This window comes from Micromonospora sp. MGP-C2, assembly GCF_057766525.1.
The window spans coordinates 1,913,421-1,934,905 of sequence record NZ_JBYMEN010000002.1; the positions used below are offsets into that span (position 1 = coordinate 1,913,421).

Consider the following 21,485-nt stretch of genomic DNA (forward strand, 5'->3'; position numbering starts at 1 on the left):
TCTTCACGCGCGTTCCCGCCCCCAGAGATCATCCTTGTGCTGCTCCAACTTGCGGTTGATCAAGCGGGTCCGATACTCGTCGGAAACGCCGCTGTAGATGGCGGTGGTCGAGGCGTAGGCATGCCCGACCTGGTCCTGCACGAACTTCTCCGGATAGCCGAACTCGATCAAGTGCGTGACGTAGCTGTGCCGCAGGCAGTGCAGGTCCAGCTCCTGCGGCAAGCCGGCGAGGTCGCGCACCTCGGCGAAGGCGAAGTTCAGGCGGCGCAACGACATCCGGCCGCTCCGCTCGGTCACCCACAGCGCTGGATGGGCCTGGCCAATGATCCGCGGCCGGACCTCGCTGGAATACTGGTCCAGCACCGGCACGATCCAGTCCATCTCCGGGACGGTCAGCACGGTGCGCCGCTTGGGTGGACTGCCTCGCGACGACTTGCCCCACCGCACGAACACCCCACCGAACTGCCCCATCTGCTTGGCCTTCGGGTTGTGGCGGAAGTCCGACTCGTCCAGCCCGCACGCCTCAGCCCGGCACAGCCCGAAGGCATACACCGTCTTGAGCATCGCCGTGTCGCGCAACGCCGCGAAGACGCCCTTGCGCTGATGCGTACGGATCTGTTCGACAGGGCCGTCGGCCGCGTCGAACAGCGCCTGCACCTCGTCGTAGGTGAGCGGCCGCCGACCCGGCTGACCGTCGAACTCCGTCACGTGCACGATCGAGTTCCACTCGTGCAGGATCTGCGTCGGCGCACGACCGAACCGCTGCAAGCACTCGCCCGCCCAGCCGTAGCGGGCGTCGGTGACGAAGTCGCAGAACATCCGCAACGTTGTCTGGTAGCTCCTCGCCGTCGACACGGTGATAGGCCGCGGACCAGCCGACCGCAGGTGATCGAAGAACGCCTCGACCTCGGCCGACTCCCACTCCCACGGATACTGGTTCGTGTACCGGTGAAACCGACGCACCATCAACACCCGCCCCGCGATCGTCGACGCCTTCAGAAACCGCGTGCGCTGCTGACGCTGCCAGCCCTCCAACATCGCGTCGAAGACCGCGGTCGCCGGATCGAGATACGCCACCCCGGACGCCAACGTCAGGTGCACTGCTCCAGTCAGATCCACCGCCCGCTCCACGTTGCGCTTAACGCAACATCGATGCGCCGGTTACGCAGCCCGCGCGGCGGACCCGAACGAGCATGCAACCCTGCCAGAATGTCCGCACCGCCGCGCTGAGACCGAAAGGTCGAATGGTTGCATCAGAAGCAACTCGGCCTATTCTTTGCCGGCGTTGGAGATGTCTTGGCAGGGCAAACCTGCGGTGAGGACGTCGACGGGCTCGACGCGCGTCCAGTCGACGGTGCGAATGTCGCCGAGGTTGGGCACTTCGGACCAGTGGTGTTCGCAGACGGCGCGGGCATGTCGGTCGGTCTCGGCGTACCAGGTGAGGTGGCCGCCGAGCACCAGCTCGGCGGCCATGTCGAGCCCGCCGTAGCCGGTGCACAGCGACCCGATCCGGGGTCCGGTTCGGTGGTCACTCACGCCACCTCCCGGGAGTGCGGGGGCGGTTGGGATTGTTCCGAGAGGGGCTCGGCCGGTTTTTGGGGCCGGGCTGATCTACGGTTCGGCGGTGACGAGATATCGCCGCACCTACCGCGACGTCGACGGCCAACGGATCGAAGGCACCTGGCGGCACGTCTTCACCCGCAACATGGACACGTACTTCCTGACCGACCTGATCATTTACGCCGACGGCGCCATCGACTGCGGCACCGGCGGTCTCACCGACCTCGACGGGTTGGCCGAGCACCTGCGCTGTGGCCGGGTCGCCACGATCCTCGAAGACGGCGCGCGGGCATCGGCGCACCACCTGGCGGGGTGGCAGTTCAGCGAGCCCAGCTCCGCCATCGACGCTGAGATGCTCCTTGGCGAGGTCGCCGACGACGTCGATCGGCTCAACGGCCGGCCCGACTCCACCGGCCGATGCCTGCAAGCGGTGGAGGCCTACCTGGCCGATCCCACCGAAGACAACCGATGCACCCTCCGCGAGCGGTATCTGGCGATCCCTGAACACCTGCGCACATACGCCCTCGGCGATATGGACCGTAAGGACGCTCCATTGCGGATCCTGATCACCGATCTGGGTCAACAGTTGCGTGGCTGGCCGGATGGCCTGGTCGTCACGGAGCAGAAGCGTGCCGAGGCAGTCGCGTACTTCCGCGAGCGGGAGATCGCCGTCGAAGCGTGGGAGGCACGGATTCCGGCCGACGGCCCGGAGCACCCTCAGCAGCCCACGCTGACCGTCCCGAAGACGGTTTACCCGCGCGGCTGGCCGGATCCACCCGGCGTTGAGGTCTTGCAGAACGACTATCCGGCCGTCATCACCGTCGGTGTCAACAGCTACCCCAGCGTCACGCACGCCTATTGGGCGCTGTCGACACCTGACCCCGACTGGCACAACCAGATCTCCACAGCACCGAGCGGCTATGACGCCCGTAAACTCGGTGAGCAGGCACCTCGCCGCACCGACTGGGCTTCGGCGCGTCTGGCGGTCATGACCGCTTTGCTGCGCGCCAAGTACACCGAGCACCCGCGGATGGCACAGACCCTGCGTGCTAGTGGTGACGCCCGCATCGTCTACGTCGACTTCGACTCTGCCTACTGGTCCGAGACCGGCAGACCAGGCACCAACTGGGTCGGCCGGCTGCTGGAAGTGATCCGCTCCGAACTCGCAGCCGCCGAGGCCGGGATCCCCCTTTCGACGATTCACGGCGCCGACTCCTCGGCTTCGCCAGGAACACAAGGGCCGACATGCGAGGAACGAGCTTCACAGCCCTCCGGTTCTCCGTGAAAACCCTTACGTTCGTCCGACCTTCCAAAACTCCGCGTCTTGGTGAAGATCAGAACGTCCTCGTGTGCGATGAGGTGCATCGGCACCCCGGACGAGCGGGCCTTGCGGACCTGTTGGAGTTGGAAGAACGACGGGCGGGCGACGAGCTGCCCGTCGCGAACGGCGGCGAGGAGGGCGACGCACCGCTCGGTCGGCACGAGTCCGGCGCGCAGGCCGGCGGCGATGACGGCGCTGGGCAGGTCGACCAACTCGCCGCGCTTGCGCCACGGCCTGGCGGTGACCACGACGGCGCCGCCGGGGCGTAGCAGGGTGGCGCAGCCGGCCAGGATCTGGGCGAACCCGTCGGCGAGGCCGGTCAGGTCGCGGTAGGCGAGGTTGCCCTTGTCCTCGCCGTACCGGTCGTCGTACTTGACGACGCCGTGCTCGCCCGGGCGGACGAGGCCGTGGACGGTGGGCCCGTACGGCGGTGAGGTGACCACGAGCGCCACCTGTCCGGTGAGGGCCTTCGGCACCAGCGACATCAGCCGGGTCGCGTCGCCGCGGATGACCGATGCGCGTCCGCTGGCGCCCTGGTCGTGGGCGTGGCGGATGTTGGCGTCGGCGATGTTCGACCATTGCGGCTCGTATTCGATGCCGAAGGCGTCGCGGCCGGCGTGGACGGCCTCGACCAGGGTGGTGCCGATGCCGCACATCGGGTCCAGGACCAGATCGCCGGGCTGGGTGTAGGCGGCGATCGCGTGGGCGGCGATCGCGGGCAGCATCCGGGCGGGATGCTTGCCCGATTCCGGCACGTACCGGCCGCGTCGCTGTACAGGGCCGGTCGACTGGGCGGTGGCCCAGACGGACAGACCCCCAGGGTCGGCGCGGTGGCGGCCTTCGTAGTCGCGGTGCCCCGGGTGATCCTTGCCGACGGCGGAGCTGTTGGTGTCTGGCTCGTTCGCTCCGGAGGATCCCGCGGTGGTGTGCTCAGCCACGGCGCTCACCGCCGTCGCGGCCACGGCGCCGTCCCGCTCCGGCGGCAGGAGTCGAGTGCGGGGTGAAGACCATCAGGTCGGCGTGCACCCGCAAGTGGGCGACCGACCACTGCTCGGGGTTGGCGTGAGCAAGGGTGAGCAGTTCCTCGTCCGTGCCGTGGTAGTAGATGAATTGGTCGCCGTCGGTGTCGGCCTCGACGGCGACGATGTGCTGCAGGTAGCCCAGTCCCGCTGCGGAGGCGGCGGCCACGAGCGGCCCGAAGTCCTCCGGCGTGGGCTGCGTGCCGGCGGGGACGCCGACGATGAGGACGAGGCAGCCGCCGGGGCGCAGCAGCCGCGCGCAGGCAGCGAGGAGCCAGGCGAGGCGGACCCGGCCGATCGTGCCGGCCTCGTGCAGCGGCCAAGAGGCGACCACCAGGCTGATGGCCGCGTCCAGCGGGCCGTCGTCGGGCGGCCGGACGACTGCGGCGTCGGCGCCGGGCAGGTCGGGGTCGGTGAGGTCGTCGCCGAACCAATCGATCAGCTCGGGTGGGTCGTGCGCGTCGTCGGCCTCCGGCTCGCCGGGCGCGGTGAGCGGGTTGGTTGCGGTCGTGGGCGCCGGCGGGCCGGCGGTGGCGGGTCCGATGATCAGGCTGGAGCTGTCGGTGAACCAGGCGCGGTGGTGCTGGCGCCCGCCCTGGGCGCAGATCGGTGCGAGGACGTGGTCGGTGGTGAGGTCGGCCACGGCCTCCCCGGGCCGGCTGTACGCGGCGACGAGGCGGTAGGCCAAACGGGTGGGCAGGCTGGTGCGCGGATCGGCGTCGGTACGGGCCGTGCGCCAGACCGTGATCGGAACCGGCGGGTCGCCGGCGATCACGTCGATGAGCGTGGAGTCGGCCGGCTCGGTGTGATCGGCCTGCGGGTGCGGCGTGTGCTCGCTCATGTGCTGTCGGCTCCGCGCCGCGCCGTGAAGCGCTGACACCCCCAAACCGCGCTGTGTGAGCCCTGGCGAACACTTGCCGAACCCACAAGCGCTCACAGCGCTTGACCCGGCAACGGGCTTGTCCTGCTTTGCATCTGCCCTCTCGCAGTTGGCCTGCGCCGTTCTCAGTTCTTCTGCTCCGACCGCCGGGCTTTCTCAACCAACCTGCTCCACTACGGATCAACTGCTCGACGCCGTCCGTACCTAATAACCTCTTGCACCAAAGACCGGCTGGTGGTTCTATAGTCTTTAAGTCGAGCACGCACGAACCACTTGGAGGTCCACCTTGTTGCGTATCAAGCTGAGTCAGCGCACGTACGTTGGGGACGAGCAGGGTTCGCACCCGTTCCTGCCCCGCCAACACGCTGGATGGGATCCGACCATGTCGGAGAAGGAGGTCTACGACGCCGCCCGCGGCTGGTGGCGGCTCAATCAGCGCGCCGAGCAGGAGCGCTACGCCGTCGTCGTAGCCGGCGGGCAGAGCGTGATGGCCATCCGGATCGCGGAGTGGCGGCAGGAGGGTGACCGGCGCGCGTTCGCTGGCGACATCCTGCAGTCTGGCGACCTTGTGCATGACAAGTTCGTCGGCAAGCCGGACCCAGCGGAGTCCACCAGCCGGTTCCCGGTGCTGTACCTGGCCGACCCAGTTGACATGGCCACCTGCCGCTGCGGTTGCGGCTCGGCCGTCGCCCGCGGCGAGTGGCTGCAGGGCCACGACCAGCGGGCGATCCATGACCGCATCCGCGCCGACTTCGGCGGGTCGGTTAGCAAGTTCATTGACTGGTACGACGCCAACGGCCCTTTCACGGCCGACGAGTGACCATCTGAGGCCCGGCCGCACTGGGTCGGGCCCATCCTCGGTCCCGGAATCGGAGCAACTCCTGCTCAACTTCCGATTCCGTGGGTGAGGATACGGAACTGAAAGATTGAGGTGCTCGTTCGTCAATTTCCTGGGGGTGCTGTCAGTGTCTCGTGCTTACGACGTCAGGACAGCCATCGGCAGCCGCCCATACAACGGAACCGGCCTTCATCCCCGCCCCCTTCTGTCATGACGCTGTGTCATCGACAAAAGGCGCTGGCGGTTGCCGGCGTCGGCGCGGAGGACGCTTCGGGCGTCGACGTGGACAAGGGCGTTGACCAGCGCTGCGAGACGTCATCGAGCGCCGCGCCTTGGTCCGATGCCATCGGGCGCGGCAGTGCCTATCACACGGCGCAGGATGTCCAGCGGTGACAGCCTGCCCGCGATTGTCACGGGGTACCTCGGCAGTCCGCACGGGCCACCCGCACCGGGCGGTGACAGTAGCGCTGTGAGCCGACCCGGTTGTCACAGCGGGCCGGGCACGTCCTCTGTGAGGTCGTCCACGCCGTCTCACGGGCCACTACGGCCTGTGCCACCACCTCCGAACCGCGCGGTCAAAGGCCTGTCAGGGGGTGTCACAGGCCAGGTCAACCGACCTTGGTCAGAGTCAATGACAACGATCAGCGGCGATGGCGCGCCGTGTGGGCGAGCCACTGACAGAGGCCCGGTTGAGGGAGACGAACAGCGCCGTGAGCAGCTCTGTCAGTACCGTGTGAGCCCTCTGTGGCGCAATCGATGCCACCGATTGCCGTGACAACTCCGGCGACGGCATTCGAATCCCTTCGGTGTCACAGGAGTGTTGACATGAGCGCGTCCGACCCTACGAACTGGCCGACTTCCGCCCTCGACGCGGCGGCGACCGCCTTCGCCGCGCTGACCTGCGAGCCCGCGCCGTTGGCTCTCGACTGCGCGGCGTTCTTCTCCGCCGCGGGTCTGCCGCGGCCGGTGATGCCGCTGCCCGCGCTGCGGGACTGGCTGTTGCGCCACCCCCGCGCCTACACGGCGCGTGACGAGGTGTGGCGGGAGCTGATCCGACGCGCCCGGCTCGACGGGCCGCACTGGGTCATCGCCGCGGTCGGCATGGCGATGCCGGCGCTACAGCATTACGCGGCCCACCTGTGCGAGGGCTACACCGGCGACCCTGCGGATATCGACGCCGAGCTCCTGACCGGTTTCCTGACCGCGCTACGCGACCGGGCGGACCTGACCAAACCTGCGCCGTACGCGAGCCTGTGCAGGGCGGCGTGGCGAGCCGGGCGGGACCTGCGGCTGCAGCAGCGTGAGTACTTGCCGGTGCAGGACATCGAGCATCTCGTTTCCGGTTCCCGCACTCCGCCGGTGCCGTACGGGCATCCGGATCTCCTGGTCCGCCGCGCGGTGACTCTCGGGATCCTCGATCCCGAGGACGAGCAGCCCTACATCGACGTGCGGCTCGGTCGTCGGGCGATTGAGCCCATCGCCGCGAGGAATGGTGTCAGCGTCGACGCCCTGCGCATGCGGCTGTCCCGCATCGATAGCCGCGTCGCGGAGGCCCTCAGCGACGGGCTGCTGACCGGGGTCGCGTCGCCGCAGACTATGGCGCGGCTGCGGCAGCAGGCCGAGAAGCGCGGCTGGCGTCGCGCAGGACGTGCCGCGGCCGCTCGCCGCGAAGCCGCCCGGCAGCATGCTGCGGCAGCCGCCTGACAGCCAGTCGGCACGGCTGTGGCCCGACGTACCACGTCGGGCCACAGCCGTTTCCGCGTGCCGAGCGCCCGTCCCAGTAGAGCAGCGCGCTGCGCTGGCAGCAGAGAACCAGCGCAGGATTGCCAGCCGACTTGCCCCGCTGGCACGTTTGCGGCGCAGGCGCCGCTCGGCCGTCCCCTCCGCTCCGAGGATCAGAACCTCTCCGCCATCCTCCTAAGCATCCCGGAAGGGGCGAACCGATGCGGCCGTGTCAAGAGCTGAGTCCCGGCGGCACTCACACCGCCCGCGGACACCCCGTTCCGATCCGGCTGTGGGTCCTCGCTCGCGGGCAACGCTGTCGACGGTGAAAGGCCTTGACCTGGCCTGTGAGCCCTGCCTGGAGCTGGGTGAGCGTGGCAAGTGTTCGCCAGGGCTCACAAATCCCGGTTTGGGGGTGCGGGACTTCAGCGGGCCGTACCGCTCGCCGGTCCCGTCCGCCGCCGGGCGACACGAGCAGCCGCGATCCGCGCGCCTCGGGTGCCGCGCCAATTGATGCGCTGACACCACATTGATGACCGCAACCCACCCATGAGGGAGGACGAGCTCCTCCCGGGGCTCACGCGGTTCGCGCCTTGTTCACCTGCGCCCGGCGGCGGTCCCATCGGACCGCTTCGAGTAGTCGCCGCCCCCGGTCACACGTCTTCGTGATCGGGGGCGGCGGGAGGTGAACCGCAATGTCCCGCACCCCACAGCACACTCTCCGATTCCCGCGAGTCGTTCGTCTCGCACTCCGTGCGGCCGTTCCGCTGGTCGGTGTCGGCCTGTCACTCGCCCTCCCGGCCGCCGCGTCTGCCGATCCGGGCGGCGCCGTCTACCTGGCGGCGAACTCGCTGCCGGTGGTGATCGCCAATCTGCAGGCCTGGGTCATGGGCATCCTGGCCGCTATCGCCACCCTCTTCCTCGTCCTGGCCGGCGTGTACTGGGCCACCGCCGGTGGTGACCCGTCGCAGGTCGAGAAAGGCAAGCTCGCCCTGCGCAACGCGTTGATCGGCTACGGCCTGGCCGTCCTCGCGCCGATCTTGCTGCAGGTCGTCCAGGGCATCGTCGGGGTCTGATCGTCGTGGGATGGGTCCTCGACCAGGTTCTTGATTGGCTCACCACGGCGATCCTGGCCTGCCTCAACGCGATCTTCGACCTCATTACCGGCATTCTGCTCACCACACCGAAGGTCACCGTGCTGCCGCAGGTGCAGGCGCTCACCGGCCGGTCGGTCTGGATCGTGGACACCGTCTTCGTGTTGGCGTTCGTCGCCGCCGGCGTGCTCGTCATGGTCGCCGGTGGCGACGAACAGTCCCGGTACACGGTCAAGGACCTCCTACCGCGGCTGGTCGTCGGGTTCACTGCCGCGCACTTTTCTCAGTTGTCCTGCGACCAGCTCATCGATGTGGCCAACGCCCTGACCGCGGCGGTCAGCGAGGGCGGCTACGACGGCGACGGCGCGTTCACCGCGATCCGTACCCACCTCGCTGCGGCACAGGACCACACCGTCCCGCTGCTGTTCCTGATCCTGATCCTGCTCATCACCGTTCTGGTCGTGACGGCGGCGTTTCAGCTGATTGGCCGGTTCGTGGCGCTGCTGGTGATGACGAGCATCGCGCCGTTGGCGCTGGCCTGCCACGCGCTGCCGCAGACCGACGGTCTCGCCCGGCTGTGGTGGCGCGCCTACGCCGGATGCCTGGCGATACCCGTGGCGCAGGCGTTCTTCCTCACCGCGGGGCAGCAGACACTGCTCGACCCGGCGACGATGCTGCCCGTGTTCGGGCTACCCGTAGACCCGGGCGGCACGCTGAATCTCCTGGTCGTGGTGGTGCTGCTGTGGACCACCGTCAAGATCCCCACATTGTTGGCCAGCTGGGCGGGCCAGACCGGACGTAGCACGAGCAGCATGCTCGGCGCGGTGGTCCGCGTCGTCGTGGTGCAGCAGCTCGCCCGCACCGTCCCCGGCCTGAACACCCTTCGGAGGACCATCAAATGACCCGACCTGATCCCGAAGCGCCGGTGAGGGCACGGATGCCGGCCGACGTCGACGCCCCCGACAAGGTGGCCTACGGCCTGACGTTCCACCAGCTGGCGATCGTCGCCGCCGGTGCGCTGCTGTTCTACACCGCGTGGCGCACGCTGCACGATGTCGTGCCGGCGCCGGTGTTGATCGGTGCTGGTGTGGTCCTCGGCGGGCTGGTCATCGGCCTGGCGCTGGGCCGCCGCGACGGCCTGTCCATGGATGTGTGGCTGCTGCACGCGATCCGCCACACGCGCACCCCCCGGTCACTGTCCACCGCCACCGTCGCGGCGGACACCGGGACGCCGGATTGGGTCGAGACCCCCGCCCGCGGCCGGATGCCGCTGCCAGCGCCGTTGCGGCTGCCCGCCGACGCCATCGACGACGACGGGGAGATCAGCCTCGGTGACGCGCGGGCGGCGATCGTCGGCACCACCACGGTGAACCTCGCGCTTCGCACACCCGCCGAGCAGGCGGCCCTGATCGAGGGGTGGGGGCGGTGGCTCAACAGCCTGTCGACGCCGACGCAGATCGTCGTGTCCGCGCAACCGGTTGACCTGGACTCCCATAGCCGGGCTCTCGCCGCCGTTGCGGACGTCCAGCCGCATCCGCGGCTGGGCGCGGCGTGCGCCGATCACGCCGAGTTCCTCGGCGACCTGGCCGCCCGGCGGGACCCGCTGCGTCGGCAGGTCCTGGTCGTCACCCGCGCGGCGGCCGGCGAGCGCGCGCATGCCGCGCGGCGGCGAGCCGATGACACGGTGCGGGCGTTGGCTGGCCTCGGCGTTTGTCCGCGGGTGCTGGACGGCTCGGCGGTCACCGTCGCCCTGGCCGGCGCCGCCGACCCGTACCGCCCGCCGCAGCCGGGCCGCCTGGCCGCACCCGACGCCGTCATCACCGCCGCCACGCCCACCAGCAGGACAAGGAGAAGCCCATGATCAGGAAGAGACGGTCCGGCGACGACAAGGCGCAGCCGCGGCCGGGCTCGCTGGCGTCGGCGGTCGCGCCGGCCGCCGTCGAGGTCACGCCCCGGTGGCTGCGCGTGGGCGACGGTTTCGCCGCCACGCTCGTCGTAACGGGCTACCCGGCTGAGGTCGGTCCGGCGTGGCTGGAGCCGCTGCTGTCCTGGCCGGGCCGGCTCGACCTCGCGTTGCACATCGAGCCGCTGCCGGCGCCGATCGCCGCGTCGCGGCTGCGCACACAGCGGGCGCGGCTGGAGTCGTCGCGGCGGGCCGACTCCGAGCGCGGCAAGCTCGCCGACCCCTACGTCGATGCCGCCGCAGATGACGCCGGCGACCTGGCCGAGCGGCTGGCACGCGGCGCGGCGAAGCTGTTCCGCGTCGGCCTGTACCTGACCGTGCACGCCCGCACCGAAGACGACCTCCTGCAGGCGTGCGCGCAGGTCCGGGCCGCCGCCGCGTCCACCCTTCTGGAGGTGCAGCCCGCGACGTGGCGGCAGCTTGCCGGCTGGACCACCACCCTGCCCCTCGCCTCGGATGGGCTGCGGATGCTGCGCACCATGGACACCCAGGCACTCGCCGCCGCGTTTCCGCTGTCGAGCCCGGACCTGCCCGCACCGCTGCCCGGCGACCCGCCGGCCACCGGCGGTGTCCTTTACGGCATCAACCCGGCCAGCGCCGGCATCGTCTGGTGGGACCGCTGGACGCAGGAGAACCACAACTCGATCGTCCTGGCCCGCTCCGGGGCTGGGAAGTCGTACTTCGTGAAGCTGGAGATCCTGCGCAACCTCTACCAGGGTGTGCACGTCGCGGTGGTGGACCCCGAGGACGAGTACCTGCGACTGGCCGACGCGGTCGGCGGCAGCATCGTCCGGTTGGGCCTGCCCGGCGTGAAGATCAACCCCCTGGACCTGCCGGTCGGCGACCGGCGTCCCGACACCCTGACCCGCCGCGCTCTGTTCCTGCACACGCTCATCAGCGTGCTGCTCGGCCACCAGCCGCCACCGGCGGAGCGAGCCGCGCTGGACCGGGCCATTCTCGCCGTCTACCGGGCCGCCGGGATCACCTCCGACCCGGCCACGCACCACCGGCCGGCGCCGCTGCTGCGCGACCTGGCCGCCACGCTACGCGCCGACGACGATCCGGCCGCCGCGACGCTGGCCGCGCGGCTCGCGCCGTGGGTGCAGGGCAGCTTCGCCGACCTGTTCGACGCACCCACCACCCAGGCACCGGTCGGACACCTGGTCGTGTGGTCGCTGCGGCACCTGCCCGACGAACTGCGCACCGTCGGCACCCTGCTCGCGCTGGACTCGATCTGGCGCACCGTCGACGCCCCACAACGCCCCTCGCGGCGGCGGCTCGTGGTGGTCGACGAGGCGTGGCTGCTGATGCGCGACGGCGAAGGCGCCCGCTTCCTGTTCCGCATGTCGAAGGCGGCACGCAAGCGCAACGCCGGGCTGACCGTCATCACCCAGGACGCCGCCGACGTGCTGGGCACCGACCTCGGCAAGGCGGTGGTGTCCAACGCCTCCACCCAGGTGCTGCTGCGGCAGGCGCCGCAGGCCATCGACGCCGTCGGCGAGGCGTTCGGGCTCACCGACGGTGAACGGCGGCTGCTGCTCTCGACCCGCCGCGGCCAAGGGCTGCTGATCTCCGGGACGAGCAGGACCAGCTTCGAGTCGATCGCCTCCGACGCGGAACACGCCCTGTGCACCACTGACCCGGCCGAACTGGCCGACCTCGACGAGGAAGACGACGACCTGTGACACCACCGACCGAAGCCCTCAGCTCAGCGCTCGCGTCACCGCCACCGGCGCCCAGCCCCACCATCGGGCCGGGCGCCGGCCCCATCCCACCCCCTACCGGACCAGCGGGCGCGCTGCTCGACGCCGCCGTGTGGGCCACACAGCGGCCGTGGCTGGCGGCGGTCGCCGCTGGCGGGCTGATCGTGTGGATCGCGGCCCGCAACCTCGTCGAGATCGGGCGGCACCGCCACCACGCCCTCGGCGCGCGCCTCGTGACGATCGCGCCGCCGCCGGAAGTCGACCCGCACAGCGCACCAGCGTTGTGGGCGAACCTGGCCGGCGTGCTGACCCCCTCACGGCGGCGGCGCCTGCTGCACGGCGCCCCACACGTTGTGTGGCAGTACACGTGGTCCGGCCGGCAACTGCTCATCTCGATCTGGGTACCCGGCACCGTCCCTGCGGGGGCGGTCGAGGCCGCGGTGCGGGCGGCGTGGCCCAGCTCGGCCACCACCACCGACGACAACCCCCCGCCGCCCATCCCCCTGGACGCCCATCCCGCGGCTGGTGGGCACCTGCTGCCCGTGTACGCGGAGTGGCTGCCGCTGACCACCGACCACGACACCGACCCGCTGCGCCCGCTGATGGCCGCCGGCGCGCAGCTCAACCCTCGCGAGTACGCCTGCGTGCAGATCCTCGCCCGCCCGGCCACACCCCGACGGGCGGCGCGGGCCCGCCGCGCGGCCGGGCGGCTACGGGCCGGCACGACCGCCGTCCCGGCGATCAACCCGGCCGCGCCGGTGCGGTGGCTGCTGGACGCGTTCCTGCCCGGCAGCGGCGGCACCGGCCGCGCTGCGGCGCCCGCGTCCCGTCGGGATCCCACCGTCGAGCGCGACGTCCGGGCGATCCTGGACAAGACAGCGCACCCGCTGTGGCAGACCGGCATCCGCTACGCCGTCGCCACCACCAACCGGCGCCCCAGCACAGACCCGACCGGCCGGCTGCGGGGCATCGCCGACACCCTCGCCTCGGCGTTCGCCATCCACACCGGCCGCAACCGGCTCGCCCACCGCGCCCGGATGCCCGCCCCGGTGGCCGTTCTCGCCGCACGCCGCCTCGGACCCGGATTCCTCACCTCCGCCCCGGAACTCGCCGCCCTCGCCGCGTTGCCGCGCGACCTCGCCGTGCCCGGCCTCGACCGGGCGCGGGCCGCGTCCATGCCGGCGCCGGTCGCCGTCCCCGGCGGCGGGCGTGGGGTGAAGATGCTCGGCGACGCCGAAATCGGTGGCCACAGCGTGGGGCTGTCGGTGGCGGACGCGAGGTATCACCTGCATGTGATCGGTTCCACGGGCTCCGGCAAGACCACCCTGCTGGTCAACATGGCCCTCGACGACATCAAAGCCGGCCGCGGCACGGTCGTCATCGACCCGCACGGCGACCTCGTCCTGGACATCCTCGACCGGCTCCCCGCAGGCGTCGCCGACCGCGTCGTGCTCTTCGACCCCGACCAGGACAACCCGCCGACGCTGAATCCCCTCGAAGGCGACGACCCCGACCTGGTCGTCGACAACCTCGTGTCGATCTTCGGGAACATCTTCGCCAAGGCGTGGGGGCCGCGGATGGACGACGTCATGCGGGTGGCCTGCCTGACCCTGCTGCGCCACAACAACGTCACCCTGCAGCACATCCCCCCGCTGCTCAACAGCCCTCAGTTCCGCTCGGCGATGACGGTGGACCTGGACGACCCGGCCGGGCTCAGCGGCTTCTGGCAGTGGTACGACAGCCTCAACGACAGCCTCCGCTCGCAGGTCATCGGACCGGTCCTCGCCCGGCTGCGCGCGTTCCTGCTGCGCGACTTCGTCAAACGCACCATGCGCTACCCCCGCTCGAGCTTCGACATGGGCCGCGTCCTCGACGGCGGCGTGCTGCTCGTCCGCATCCCCAAGGGCGTGCTCGGCGAGGACACCAGCCGCCTGCTCGGCTCCCTGATCCTCGCGCAGGTGTGGCAAGCCACCACCGCCCGCGCCGGCGTCGAACCCGACCGGCGCCGCGACGCGACCCTGATCATCGACGAGGCCCAGAACTTCCTGACCCTGGCCAACTCCCTGGACACGATGCTCGCCGAGGCCCGCAAGTACCGGCTGTCACTCGTGCTCGCCCACCAGGACCTCGCCCAGTTCCCCCGCGACCTACTCGCGGCGGCGTCGGCCAACGCCCGCAACAAGATCTACTTCACGGTGGCGCCGGAAGACGCGAAGGTCCTGTCCCGGCACACCCTGCCGGAACTGGGCGAGCACGACCTCGCCCACCTCGACGCGTACACCGCCGCGGCACGGCTGGTCGTCAACGGCCGCCAGACCCCGGCGTTCACGATGAAGACCCGGCCGCCGAAGCCGATCGTCGGGGAGGCGACCGCCATCCGCCAGGCCGCCGCCGCGGCGGTACCGAGCCAGGACACCAGCGCCGTCGACGACCTCGTCGAACGGCTCAGCCGCAGACCCGACGACCGTCGATCCCGCCCGAAGAGCGACCGGAGCTAACTGTCTCTGTCAGACGGTGGCGTCGCCCGGGTCGCGCACCGGCTCGCCATCGGGATCATCACCGGTGACCGTCGGACATCCGCAGCACAGTGCTGACCTGGGCTGTCAGTGCCGCACACACCCCGTGACAGGCCCTCCGCACCGACCTCCCTCGTCCCAGACACCCCTCCCGATCGGGAGGGGAACCCCATCCTGCCCAGGAGCAACTGTCGTGTACTCCCGCGTTCCCCCCGCTTCCCGCAACCCGGATCCGCTCGCCGTCTTCGGTCGCATCGTCCCTCGCGACCATGCCCTCCTGGCTCTGCTCGCCGAGCACTACCTGCTGTCCACCGACCAAATCACCAGCGCCCTCTTCGACACCCGGCGCACCGCCCAACGACGGCTGACGATCCTGCACCGCCTCGACGTACTGCACCGCTTCGGCCGCAGCGGCGCCCACGGCCGGTACGGCTCGCTGCTCTACGCCCTCGGCCCCGTCGGACTGCAGCTACACCCGACCGTCTACCACGACCCCGCCGGCACCGGCGGCAGAGCGCCGCGCAGCTCCCTGGAGCGGGCCAAGCGGATCGCCGCCAGCGGCCAGGTCAACCACCTGCTCGGCGTCAACCAGTTCTTCACCGACCTCATCGCCACCGCCCGCCACACAACCGGCGCCCGGCTGTCGCGCTGGTGGTCCGAGCAGCACGCCACCACCGTCTACGCCCAGGCCGGCATCCGCCCCGACGGGCACGGCGTGTGGACCGTCGATGACACCTCGACCGGCTTCTTCCTCGAGCACGACAACGACACCGAGAACCTCGCCCGGGTCGTGGCCAAGCTGCGCGGCTACGAACGCCTCACCACCTTCGGCCCCCGCTACCCCGTGCTGTTCTGGGTCCCCAGCCGGCGCCGCGAGGCCAGCCTCCTCGCAGTGCTCGCCGGACTGCGCACCGCCAGCCCGATCGCCACCGCCATCCACGGCCCCGACCCGGCCGGTCGGGTGTGGACTTTCGTCTCGGACCCCACCCACCGCCGGTACCTGCACGAACTGCCCTGCGACCACGGCCCCGACACGGTCACCAACCCACGGCGCTTCGACCACCCGTAGAACTCACACCGCAGGCCAGCTGTGACTCCCAGCGATAGTTGACACTTCCCAGCTATGGTTGGCATCGCTCGAATTCGATCTTTTCGGGGCCGGTCGGCGGCCGGTAGGCGTCTCGCCGAGGAAGTTGATGTTCGCACGCCCGTAGCGGTGCCAGGGATTTAAGCTGATCGCATTCCTGTCAGGCTGGAGGTGCCCGCCGTGGTCGGTTCTGGTGCTTCGGCAGGAGGCGTCACTGCTCGACGCGCAGGGCCCATCTCACGTCTGCTGAAGTCTCGACCACGATCTTCATCTGACGCTCCGCAAGAAGGTTGATCTGATTCTTGCTGACGAAGATTTCCTTACCGCACTCGAAGGTGAATTTGTCGAGTGGCTCGAACTTGACAACGAGTGAGCCGTCGCCCTGGCAGTTAAGATTGATCCACAGTTCGCCTCGATCGGCGCTGATGCGTCCGGCTATGGCAGGCCCGGATTGTGGCCCAGCGGCCATTAGCGTGGTCAGGCCCCGCTCGACGGGGGGTAGGCCAACTTGACTGGCGGCGGAAGGAGAGGCTGATGTTGTTGATGCAGGCGAATTTATGGTTGCAGCGGGCTCCACGGTCGAGCTTGCAGCGGGACCGGGGCTAGTATCCGATCCATCTGTGCAACCGGCCAGAGCAATTGCGCAGAAGATAAGCGCGAGCCCTCGAGTCACGGGCGGCGGCATATGCACTCCATCGTTTAAACAGATATTGATTCTGTCTAGTTTGCTGGGCTCGCCGGGAACGCCGCTGTGAGGAGCGACGTTCCCGGCTACATCGTTACGAAGAAGTTTCCCAGTAGCGCCAGCCGACGGCGTTGTTGGGGATCTTCCCGCCAGAACCCGACGACAGGCGCGTGACGCTGCAGCTGGGATTGACGCGGGAGTAGGTCCAGGACACGGTGTGACCCCAGGAGCCGTACTGCATGTTGCCGTACTTGCCGCTGGCGATGTCCCGGCTGTACTGGTGCCCGACGGTGATCTGCTTGCTCGCGGTCGCACTGGCACTGACCTCGACCTGGGCCTGTGCGACAAGTCCCGAGATGGTAGCTCCGGCGCTGACCGAAGCCGTGGCGCTGATAGTCGTTGCGCTCTGTACCGACACGGTCATGTTTCCGCCAGGGCCGTCTTTGTAGTAGGTGCTGCTCGCCGGTAGGTGCGTCGACGATGACGAGGTGATGTCGTAGAGGAATTCTTGGGGACAAGCGAATGGCGCCATGGGTGGCGGAGAAGGCTTACTCGCCGCCGCTGCCGGTCCAGCGGCAGCATTCAGTGCCACCGCGCCGGACGCGACAACGGTCGCGACGATAATTGCCGACCTTCTGGCTGAGCTGACGAGCCGAGCGGAAGTTCCCAACACAATCCTCCATTACTGTGATCGAATGGCCGAAGCCAAAGTGATTCGGGCCCTGGCCAGGCGCGCGACCGAATCTGTGCTGCAGACGCTAACGGTCCGACATGTGCCACACAAGCCCTTCAATCCCGGCTAGCCCGCGGCAGATACTGCGCTAATCACCAAACGTGTTCTTACGACGGCCGCAAATCGGTCATCCCTTACGCATCGAGCAGTAACCTGACCTGTCAGCCTCGGGTTCGTGACCTAAAGAAGTCGACCTGCGATCCGACGAAATTCTGCGCCAGGCCCCAGGCCCACCAGCACGCCTGTCCGGGACGGACGCCCGGATCGGCCCTCCTGGCACAAGGTGCCTTGCCCGCGAATCGGAGCACATCTCGGCGGGGTGTGCGTCGCCGCGAGGCGGCCGTCGGCACGAGGATCGGCGCAGCCCGTGGCGAGGACGTCGTGGTGGTCCTCACCCCCCGGCGGCAACCCCTGATGTTGAGCGTGCCGAGTTGCTGCACGAACACTGCTGGCTGTCTGGCCGGGTTCCGGCTGTCGTTGGTGTCCGACACGTCGGTGAAGCAGCGATGCTGCTGCGCGAGGTGATGACCCCGACGCCGCTGCGCGAGGAGTGGAGCGAGGACACGCGGTGGTGCTCTCCGCGGATCCCCGCGCGGGTCGTGGTGACGTGGCTGCGAAAGAACTGGCGGGTATGCAGTACCTGTTGGCACGAGACCCGGGCCTCGGCCCTCGATCCTCGACGGGCAAGGCCCGCAGCGGTCGGACGAATAGGCCGGAGAGCAATGACCTTCGTGATGCGTGAGGGATGCTGCCTCCGGCCGTTCAGGGTCGGCGTGGCCTTCCGATGTCAGATCCGGGTCATGGTGGAGGCGTATCCGCCTCCACCGGGGTGGGTCCATGCGCCGGTAACCGTGGTGTCGTCGGCGCTGAACGTGCCCTCGTAGTGGGCGGGACCGCCCTTCGCGCCGGCCCAGATGGTCAGCTTGTCGCAGACGAGTTCGTAGACGTAGTCGAAGGTGTTGCCGGCCGCGTCGTAGAACCGCGACACCACGTCCGCGCCGACCGGCTCGCCGAACGGGTGTAGGTGTCCGATGACCTCCAAGCCAGTGACCGGCTGCCCGAACTGGCTGAGTTCCACGTGCTGGAGCAGGAAGAACCGGCCTGCCATCCACTCGTACCGCACGGTTCCCTCGGCGCCGCCGGTCACCGACCAGGTGCCGACCAGACGGTCCAGGGCCTGCAGTTCGACGCTCGGCTCGGTGTTCTCACACATCGTGTCCTCCTTGATGAATGCTTGCCGATACCTCGAAGGCGGCACCCGCGCTTTGACACCCACTGGGCGTAACTCAGGTCACATCGTGGTCGTGTCGGAATCCCCGGATCGGCCACGAGGTAGCGGCAGGAACTCACCAAGGAGGAAGTCATGGCCACCGTCGTCGCCACCGTTCCCGCCATCCGCCGCTCGTCCGACCGGCTGCTCCTCGCCGGCGCCCTTGCCGGGCCGGTCTTCTTCGCCTCGGCCGTGACGCAGATGCTCACTCGTGAGGGCTACAACATCACGCGGCACCCGATCAGCCAGCTCGCCACCGGTAGCCTCGGCTGGATCCAGATCACCACGTTCGTGCTCGCCGGTCTCGGCGGCCTGACGCTCGCCGCCGGTATCCGGCGCACGCTCACCGAGGGAACCGGCCGGCGTGTGCTGCCGATCTTCGTCGGGATCTTCGGTGCCGGTCTCGTCGCGGCCGGCGTGTTCACCATGGATCCGGAGCACGGCTTCCCGGTTGGGACCCCCGACGGGCCGGTCGATCAGATGTCCTGGCACAGCATCGCGCATTCGGCCGCAGCCGCCATCGCCTTCACCGCACTGGCCATCGCCGCCATCGTGCTGACCGTCCGCCACGTCCGTCGTCGGGCCGCGCTGCCGGCGGTGCTGAACGGCGTCGCCGCGCTCATCCTGCTGCTGCCCATGTCGCCGAGCCACATGAGCATCCAGATCGCCGTGAACGGCCTGGTCGCCTTCACCTGGACGACGGTCCTCGCCCTCTCCCTGCACCGTTCGTCCTGACCGGCGTAGCGTGATCTCCCGCGCAACAACAAGGATGACCATGAGGTATCTGCTGCTCAGCTACACGCCGGCCGCCGCCTGGGACGCCGCGACAGCCGACACCCCGTCCGCGGAGGCGCTGGCCGCGTTCGCCGCGTACCAGCAGTTCGAACAGGAACTGATCAAGACCGGCGAGTTCGTCAGCAGCGAGGGTCTTGGCCACCCGGCCATCAGCACCACGGTCCGCAAGAGCCCGGCCGGCGTGGTGGCGACCGACGGGCCATTCATCGAGCTCAAGGAGGTCCTGGCCAGCTTCGCGGTGATCGACGTGGCCAGCCAGGAACGCGCCGTCGAGATCGTCTCGCGGATGGTCGAGGTGCTGGGAGAACCAGTGGAGATCCGGCCGATCATGGGCGCGGACTTCGCGGCATGACCGATTCCGCTGAACGCTGCCATCCGGAAGCGGCGAACCGGGAGGGCACAAGAACGGCAGACCCGGCGTGACGCCGGACGTCGAGCACCTGCTGCGCACGGAGGCGCCGCAGGTGCTCGGCGCGTTGGTGCGGCGCTTCGGCCACTTCGACATCGCCGAGGATGCGGTACAGGAAGCACTGCTCGTCGCGAGCCGGGCGTGGCCGACCAACGGCGTGCCGGAGAACCCGCGCAGCTGGCTGATCCGGATCGGCTACCGGCGAATGGTCGATCTGCTCCGCACCGACCAGGCCCGACGCCGGCGCGAGCAGCACGCGGGCATGACCGAGCTGGCGATGCAGGACCCGGCCCGCCAGGCGCACCCTCCGCTGGAGACCGACGACAGTCTCACGCTCCTGCTGCTGTGCTGCCATCCTGCGCTGAGCCCCAGCTCCCAGGTGGCGCTCACTCTGCGCGCGGTCGGCGGCCTGACGACCGCGGAGATCGCACACGCCCACGGGACGACCGAGAGCACCATGGGTGCGCGGATCAGCCGCGCCAAGCAGCAACTGGCCCGCGCCGGCGCCCGCTTCACCCCGCCCACTGACGCCGATCGGGACAGTCGGATGAACGCCGTGATGCAGGTGCTGTACCTGATCTTCAACGAGGGCTACACGGCCTCCACCGGCGACGAGCTCGCCCGCATCGACCTGACCCGCGAAGCGATCCGGCTGACCCGCATGCTCCGCGACTCTCTGCCGGACGACCCCGAGGTGACCGGCCTGCTCGCACTGATGCTGCTCACCGAGTCGCGGCGCACTGCCCGTACCGACGGCGACGAGCTGGTGCGGCTCGACGAGCAGGATCGGACACAGTGGAATACCGCCCTGATCCGCGAGGGCACGGAACTGATCGACAGCGTCTGGCACCGACGCGAGATCGGCACGTACCAGTTACAGGCGGCGATCGCCGCCGTGCATGCCGCGACCACGTCGCCGGAACAGACGGACTGGCCACAGATCGCGGCACTGTACCTGTGGCTCGAAAGGCTCAACCCGACCGCGCCGGTACGTCTGAGCCGGGTAGTCGCGGTCGCCCACGCCTACGGGCCGGCCCGAGGACTGGCGCTGCTCGACGACCTCAACCGGCGCTACCAGCTCGATCAGGAACCCCTGACCCGACAACGGGAACGCGCCGTGCGCGCCCACCTGCTCGAGATGACCGGCAACCCGAGCAGCGCGGCGGAATGGTACCGCGAAGCAGCGGCCCTGACGGAGAACCAGGTCGAACGGCGATACCTCCTCGGCCGGGCCCACCGCCTCGGCTGACCGGTCATCGGCCCCGGGCGGCGACGGTGGGAAACATCGGCAACCCTCTCCCCGCCACCTCCGCAACGGCCGCCGGAAATGCTGGCGTCCGGGAAGCGACGTTCACCGACACAGTGTCTGCAACGTCCATGCCACCGGCAGACAATCGCAGGCAAAAAGTTGAAAGCTGATCTTTGGTGGAATCTGAGGCGACTCTGACCCCCCTGCCGCCCGAAGGGCGGCTGACGTTCGCACGTCGGAGATTAGGATGGCCGATCACCTCGCGGCTCCCTCCTCCATGGCCGTCTTTTGCGCTCAACTGGGCCATCTATCGCGCTCAGTCACAGCCAGCGCGCCGACACCCTGCCAGAGCGAGCACCGCCAGCAAGCCGACTACCGTCGCCGACGTCTGTCAGCAAACGAGATCATCTGTGATAGTCGTGAAGGCTCACAGCGTCCGCGGCGACGAGGGCTCCGCTACGAGCCGGAATGTCTCACAGCGCAGGTCAGCCCCACTTCCTGGCGATCAACTCGTCGGATCGGCCTGACAGAACAGGCCGCTACCGTTCACGGCACTAACACCACCTCATAAATCTCCACCCCGGTCCGGTCCCACCTCGGAACCACCGCCGCACCTACCAGGTGCGCCTCGCCCACCCGCC

At 69.4% G+C, this 21,485-nt stretch carries 20 protein-coding genes; 13 read left to right on the top strand and 7 right to left on the bottom strand.

The genetic code is table 11. The annotated features are described in order from the left end of the window. Positions 1–3 precede the first annotated feature (3 nt). Both AC3CF1_RS08415 and AC3CF1_RS08420 read right to left on the bottom strand, forming a co-directional pair. Positions 4–1,119: a tyrosine-type recombinase/integrase gene (locus AC3CF1_RS08415; RefSeq protein WP_488450007.1), complete on the bottom strand. Its 1,116-nt coding sequence runs from the start codon at positions 1,117–1,119 to the stop codon at positions 4–6. A gap of 150 nt (positions 1,120–1,269) precedes the next feature. After that, positions 1,270–1,536 (bottom strand): DNA cytosine methyltransferase, encoded by a 267-nt coding sequence (locus AC3CF1_RS08420; RefSeq protein WP_488450008.1) that lies wholly within the window; start codon positions 1,534–1,536, stop codon positions 1,270–1,272. Between the two features lie 88 nt (positions 1,537–1,624). Here AC3CF1_RS08420 and AC3CF1_RS08425 point away from each other — a divergent pair, with 88 nt between their 5' ends. After that, complete coding sequence (locus tag AC3CF1_RS08425; protein WP_488450009.1) at positions 1,625–2,845, top strand: NADAR family protein; 1,221 nt, start codon at positions 1,625–1,627, stop codon at positions 2,843–2,845. Here AC3CF1_RS08425 and AC3CF1_RS08430 read toward each other — a convergent pair. Both AC3CF1_RS08430 and AC3CF1_RS08435 read right to left on the bottom strand, forming a co-directional pair. Continuing rightward, positions 2,761–3,828 (bottom strand): DNA methyltransferase, encoded by a 1,068-nt coding sequence (locus AC3CF1_RS08430; protein ID WP_488452051.1) that lies wholly within the window; start codon positions 3,826–3,828, stop codon positions 2,761–2,763. The genes AC3CF1_RS08425 and AC3CF1_RS08430 overlap by 85 nt on opposite strands. Continuing rightward, complete coding sequence (locus tag AC3CF1_RS08435) at positions 3,812–4,741, bottom strand: hypothetical protein (RefSeq protein ID WP_488450010.1); 930 nt, start codon at positions 4,739–4,741, stop codon at positions 3,812–3,814. Before AC3CF1_RS08435 ends, AC3CF1_RS08430 begins: the two co-directional genes overlap by 17 nt. Before the next feature lie 421 nt (positions 4,742–5,162). Here AC3CF1_RS08435 and AC3CF1_RS08440 point away from each other — a divergent pair, with 421 nt between their 5' ends. The 9 genes from AC3CF1_RS08440 to AC3CF1_RS08480 all read left to right on the top strand — a co-directional run bounded on the left by AC3CF1_RS08440 (position 5,163) and on the right by AC3CF1_RS08480 (position 15,685). Beyond that, a complete protein-coding gene (locus tag AC3CF1_RS08440) occupies positions 5,163–5,600 on the top strand; it encodes a hypothetical protein (protein WP_328372811.1) in 438 nt (145 codons plus the stop codon). Positions 5,601–5,828: 228 nt separating this feature from the next. Further along, positions 5,829–6,011: a hypothetical protein gene (locus AC3CF1_RS08445; protein ID WP_328372809.1), complete on the top strand. Its 183-nt coding sequence runs from the start codon at positions 5,829–5,831 to the stop codon at positions 6,009–6,011. Positions 6,012–6,443: 432 nt separating this feature from the next. Further along, positions 6,444–7,322 carry a hypothetical protein gene (locus AC3CF1_RS08450; RefSeq protein WP_488450011.1) on the top strand — a complete coding sequence of 293 codons (879 nt, stop codon included), beginning with the start codon at positions 6,444–6,446 and terminating at the stop codon, positions 7,320–7,322. A 713-nt stretch (positions 7,323–8,035) separates the two neighbouring features. Continuing rightward, entirely contained in the window at positions 8,036–8,416 is a 381-nt protein-coding gene (locus AC3CF1_RS08455; RefSeq protein ID WP_488450012.1) for a pilin, read from the top strand. A 5-nt stretch (positions 8,417–8,421) separates the two neighbouring features. Then, positions 8,422–9,336 (top strand): hypothetical protein, encoded by a 915-nt coding sequence (locus AC3CF1_RS08460; protein WP_488450013.1) that lies wholly within the window; start codon positions 8,422–8,424, stop codon positions 9,334–9,336. 35 nt (positions 9,337–9,371) lie between these two features. Continuing rightward, positions 9,372–10,295 (top strand): PrgI family protein, encoded by a 924-nt coding sequence (locus AC3CF1_RS08465; RefSeq protein ID WP_488452052.1) that lies wholly within the window; start codon positions 9,372–9,374, stop codon positions 10,293–10,295. Continuing rightward, positions 10,292–12,082 (top strand): VirB4 family type IV secretion system protein, encoded by a 1,791-nt coding sequence (locus tag AC3CF1_RS08470; RefSeq protein ID WP_488450014.1) that lies wholly within the window; start codon positions 10,292–10,294, stop codon positions 12,080–12,082. The genes AC3CF1_RS08465 and AC3CF1_RS08470 overlap by 4 nt, the downstream gene beginning before the upstream one ends. Further along, on the top strand, positions 12,079–14,598 hold the full coding sequence (locus tag AC3CF1_RS08475) for a type IV secretory system conjugative DNA transfer family protein (protein ID WP_488450015.1): 2,520 nt from the start codon (positions 12,079–12,081) through the stop codon (positions 14,596–14,598). Before AC3CF1_RS08470 ends, AC3CF1_RS08475 begins: the two co-directional genes overlap by 4 nt. 211 nt (positions 14,599–14,809) lie before the next feature. Further along, entirely contained in the window at positions 14,810–15,685 is an 876-nt protein-coding gene (locus AC3CF1_RS08480; protein ID WP_488450016.1) for a replication-relaxation family protein, read from the top strand. 229 nt (positions 15,686–15,914) lie between these two features. Here the strand turns inward: AC3CF1_RS08480 and AC3CF1_RS08485 are convergent, their stop codons facing one another. The 3 genes from AC3CF1_RS08485 to AC3CF1_RS08495 all read right to left on the bottom strand — a co-directional run bounded on the left by AC3CF1_RS08485 (position 15,915) and on the right by AC3CF1_RS08495 (position 18,334). Next, a complete protein-coding gene (locus tag AC3CF1_RS08485) occupies positions 15,915–16,280 on the bottom strand; it encodes a hypothetical protein (protein ID WP_358007867.1) in 366 nt (121 codons plus the stop codon). A 202-nt stretch (positions 16,281–16,482) separates the two neighbouring features. Next, entirely contained in the window at positions 16,483–16,920 is a 438-nt protein-coding gene (locus tag AC3CF1_RS08490) for a hypothetical protein (RefSeq protein ID WP_141910267.1), read from the bottom strand. 988 nt (positions 16,921–17,908) lie between these two features. Further along, the gene (locus AC3CF1_RS08495; RefSeq protein WP_488450017.1) at positions 17,909–18,334 is read right to left on the bottom strand and encodes a hypothetical protein; all 426 of its coding nucleotides are present in this window, start codon (positions 18,332–18,334) and stop codon (positions 17,909–17,911) included. A gap of 150 nt (positions 18,335–18,484) precedes the next feature. Here AC3CF1_RS08495 and AC3CF1_RS08500 point away from each other — a divergent pair, with 150 nt between their 5' ends. The 3 genes from AC3CF1_RS08500 to AC3CF1_RS08510 all read left to right on the top strand — a co-directional run bounded on the left by AC3CF1_RS08500 (position 18,485) and on the right by AC3CF1_RS08510 (position 20,844). Beyond that, positions 18,485–19,126, top strand: a complete 642-nt coding sequence (locus tag AC3CF1_RS08500) for a DUF998 domain-containing protein (protein WP_141910269.1) — start codon at positions 18,485–18,487, stop codon at positions 19,124–19,126. 40 nt (positions 19,127–19,166) lie between these two features. Next, positions 19,167–19,538 (top strand): YciI family protein, encoded by a 372-nt coding sequence (locus AC3CF1_RS08505; RefSeq protein WP_396686437.1) that lies wholly within the window; start codon positions 19,167–19,169, stop codon positions 19,536–19,538. 67 nt (positions 19,539–19,605) lie between these two features. Continuing rightward, the gene (locus AC3CF1_RS08510) at positions 19,606–20,844 is read left to right on the top strand and encodes an RNA polymerase sigma factor (RefSeq protein WP_488450018.1); all 1,239 of its coding nucleotides are present in this window, start codon (positions 19,606–19,608) and stop codon (positions 20,842–20,844) included. Positions 20,845–21,485: the final 641 nt, after the last annotated feature.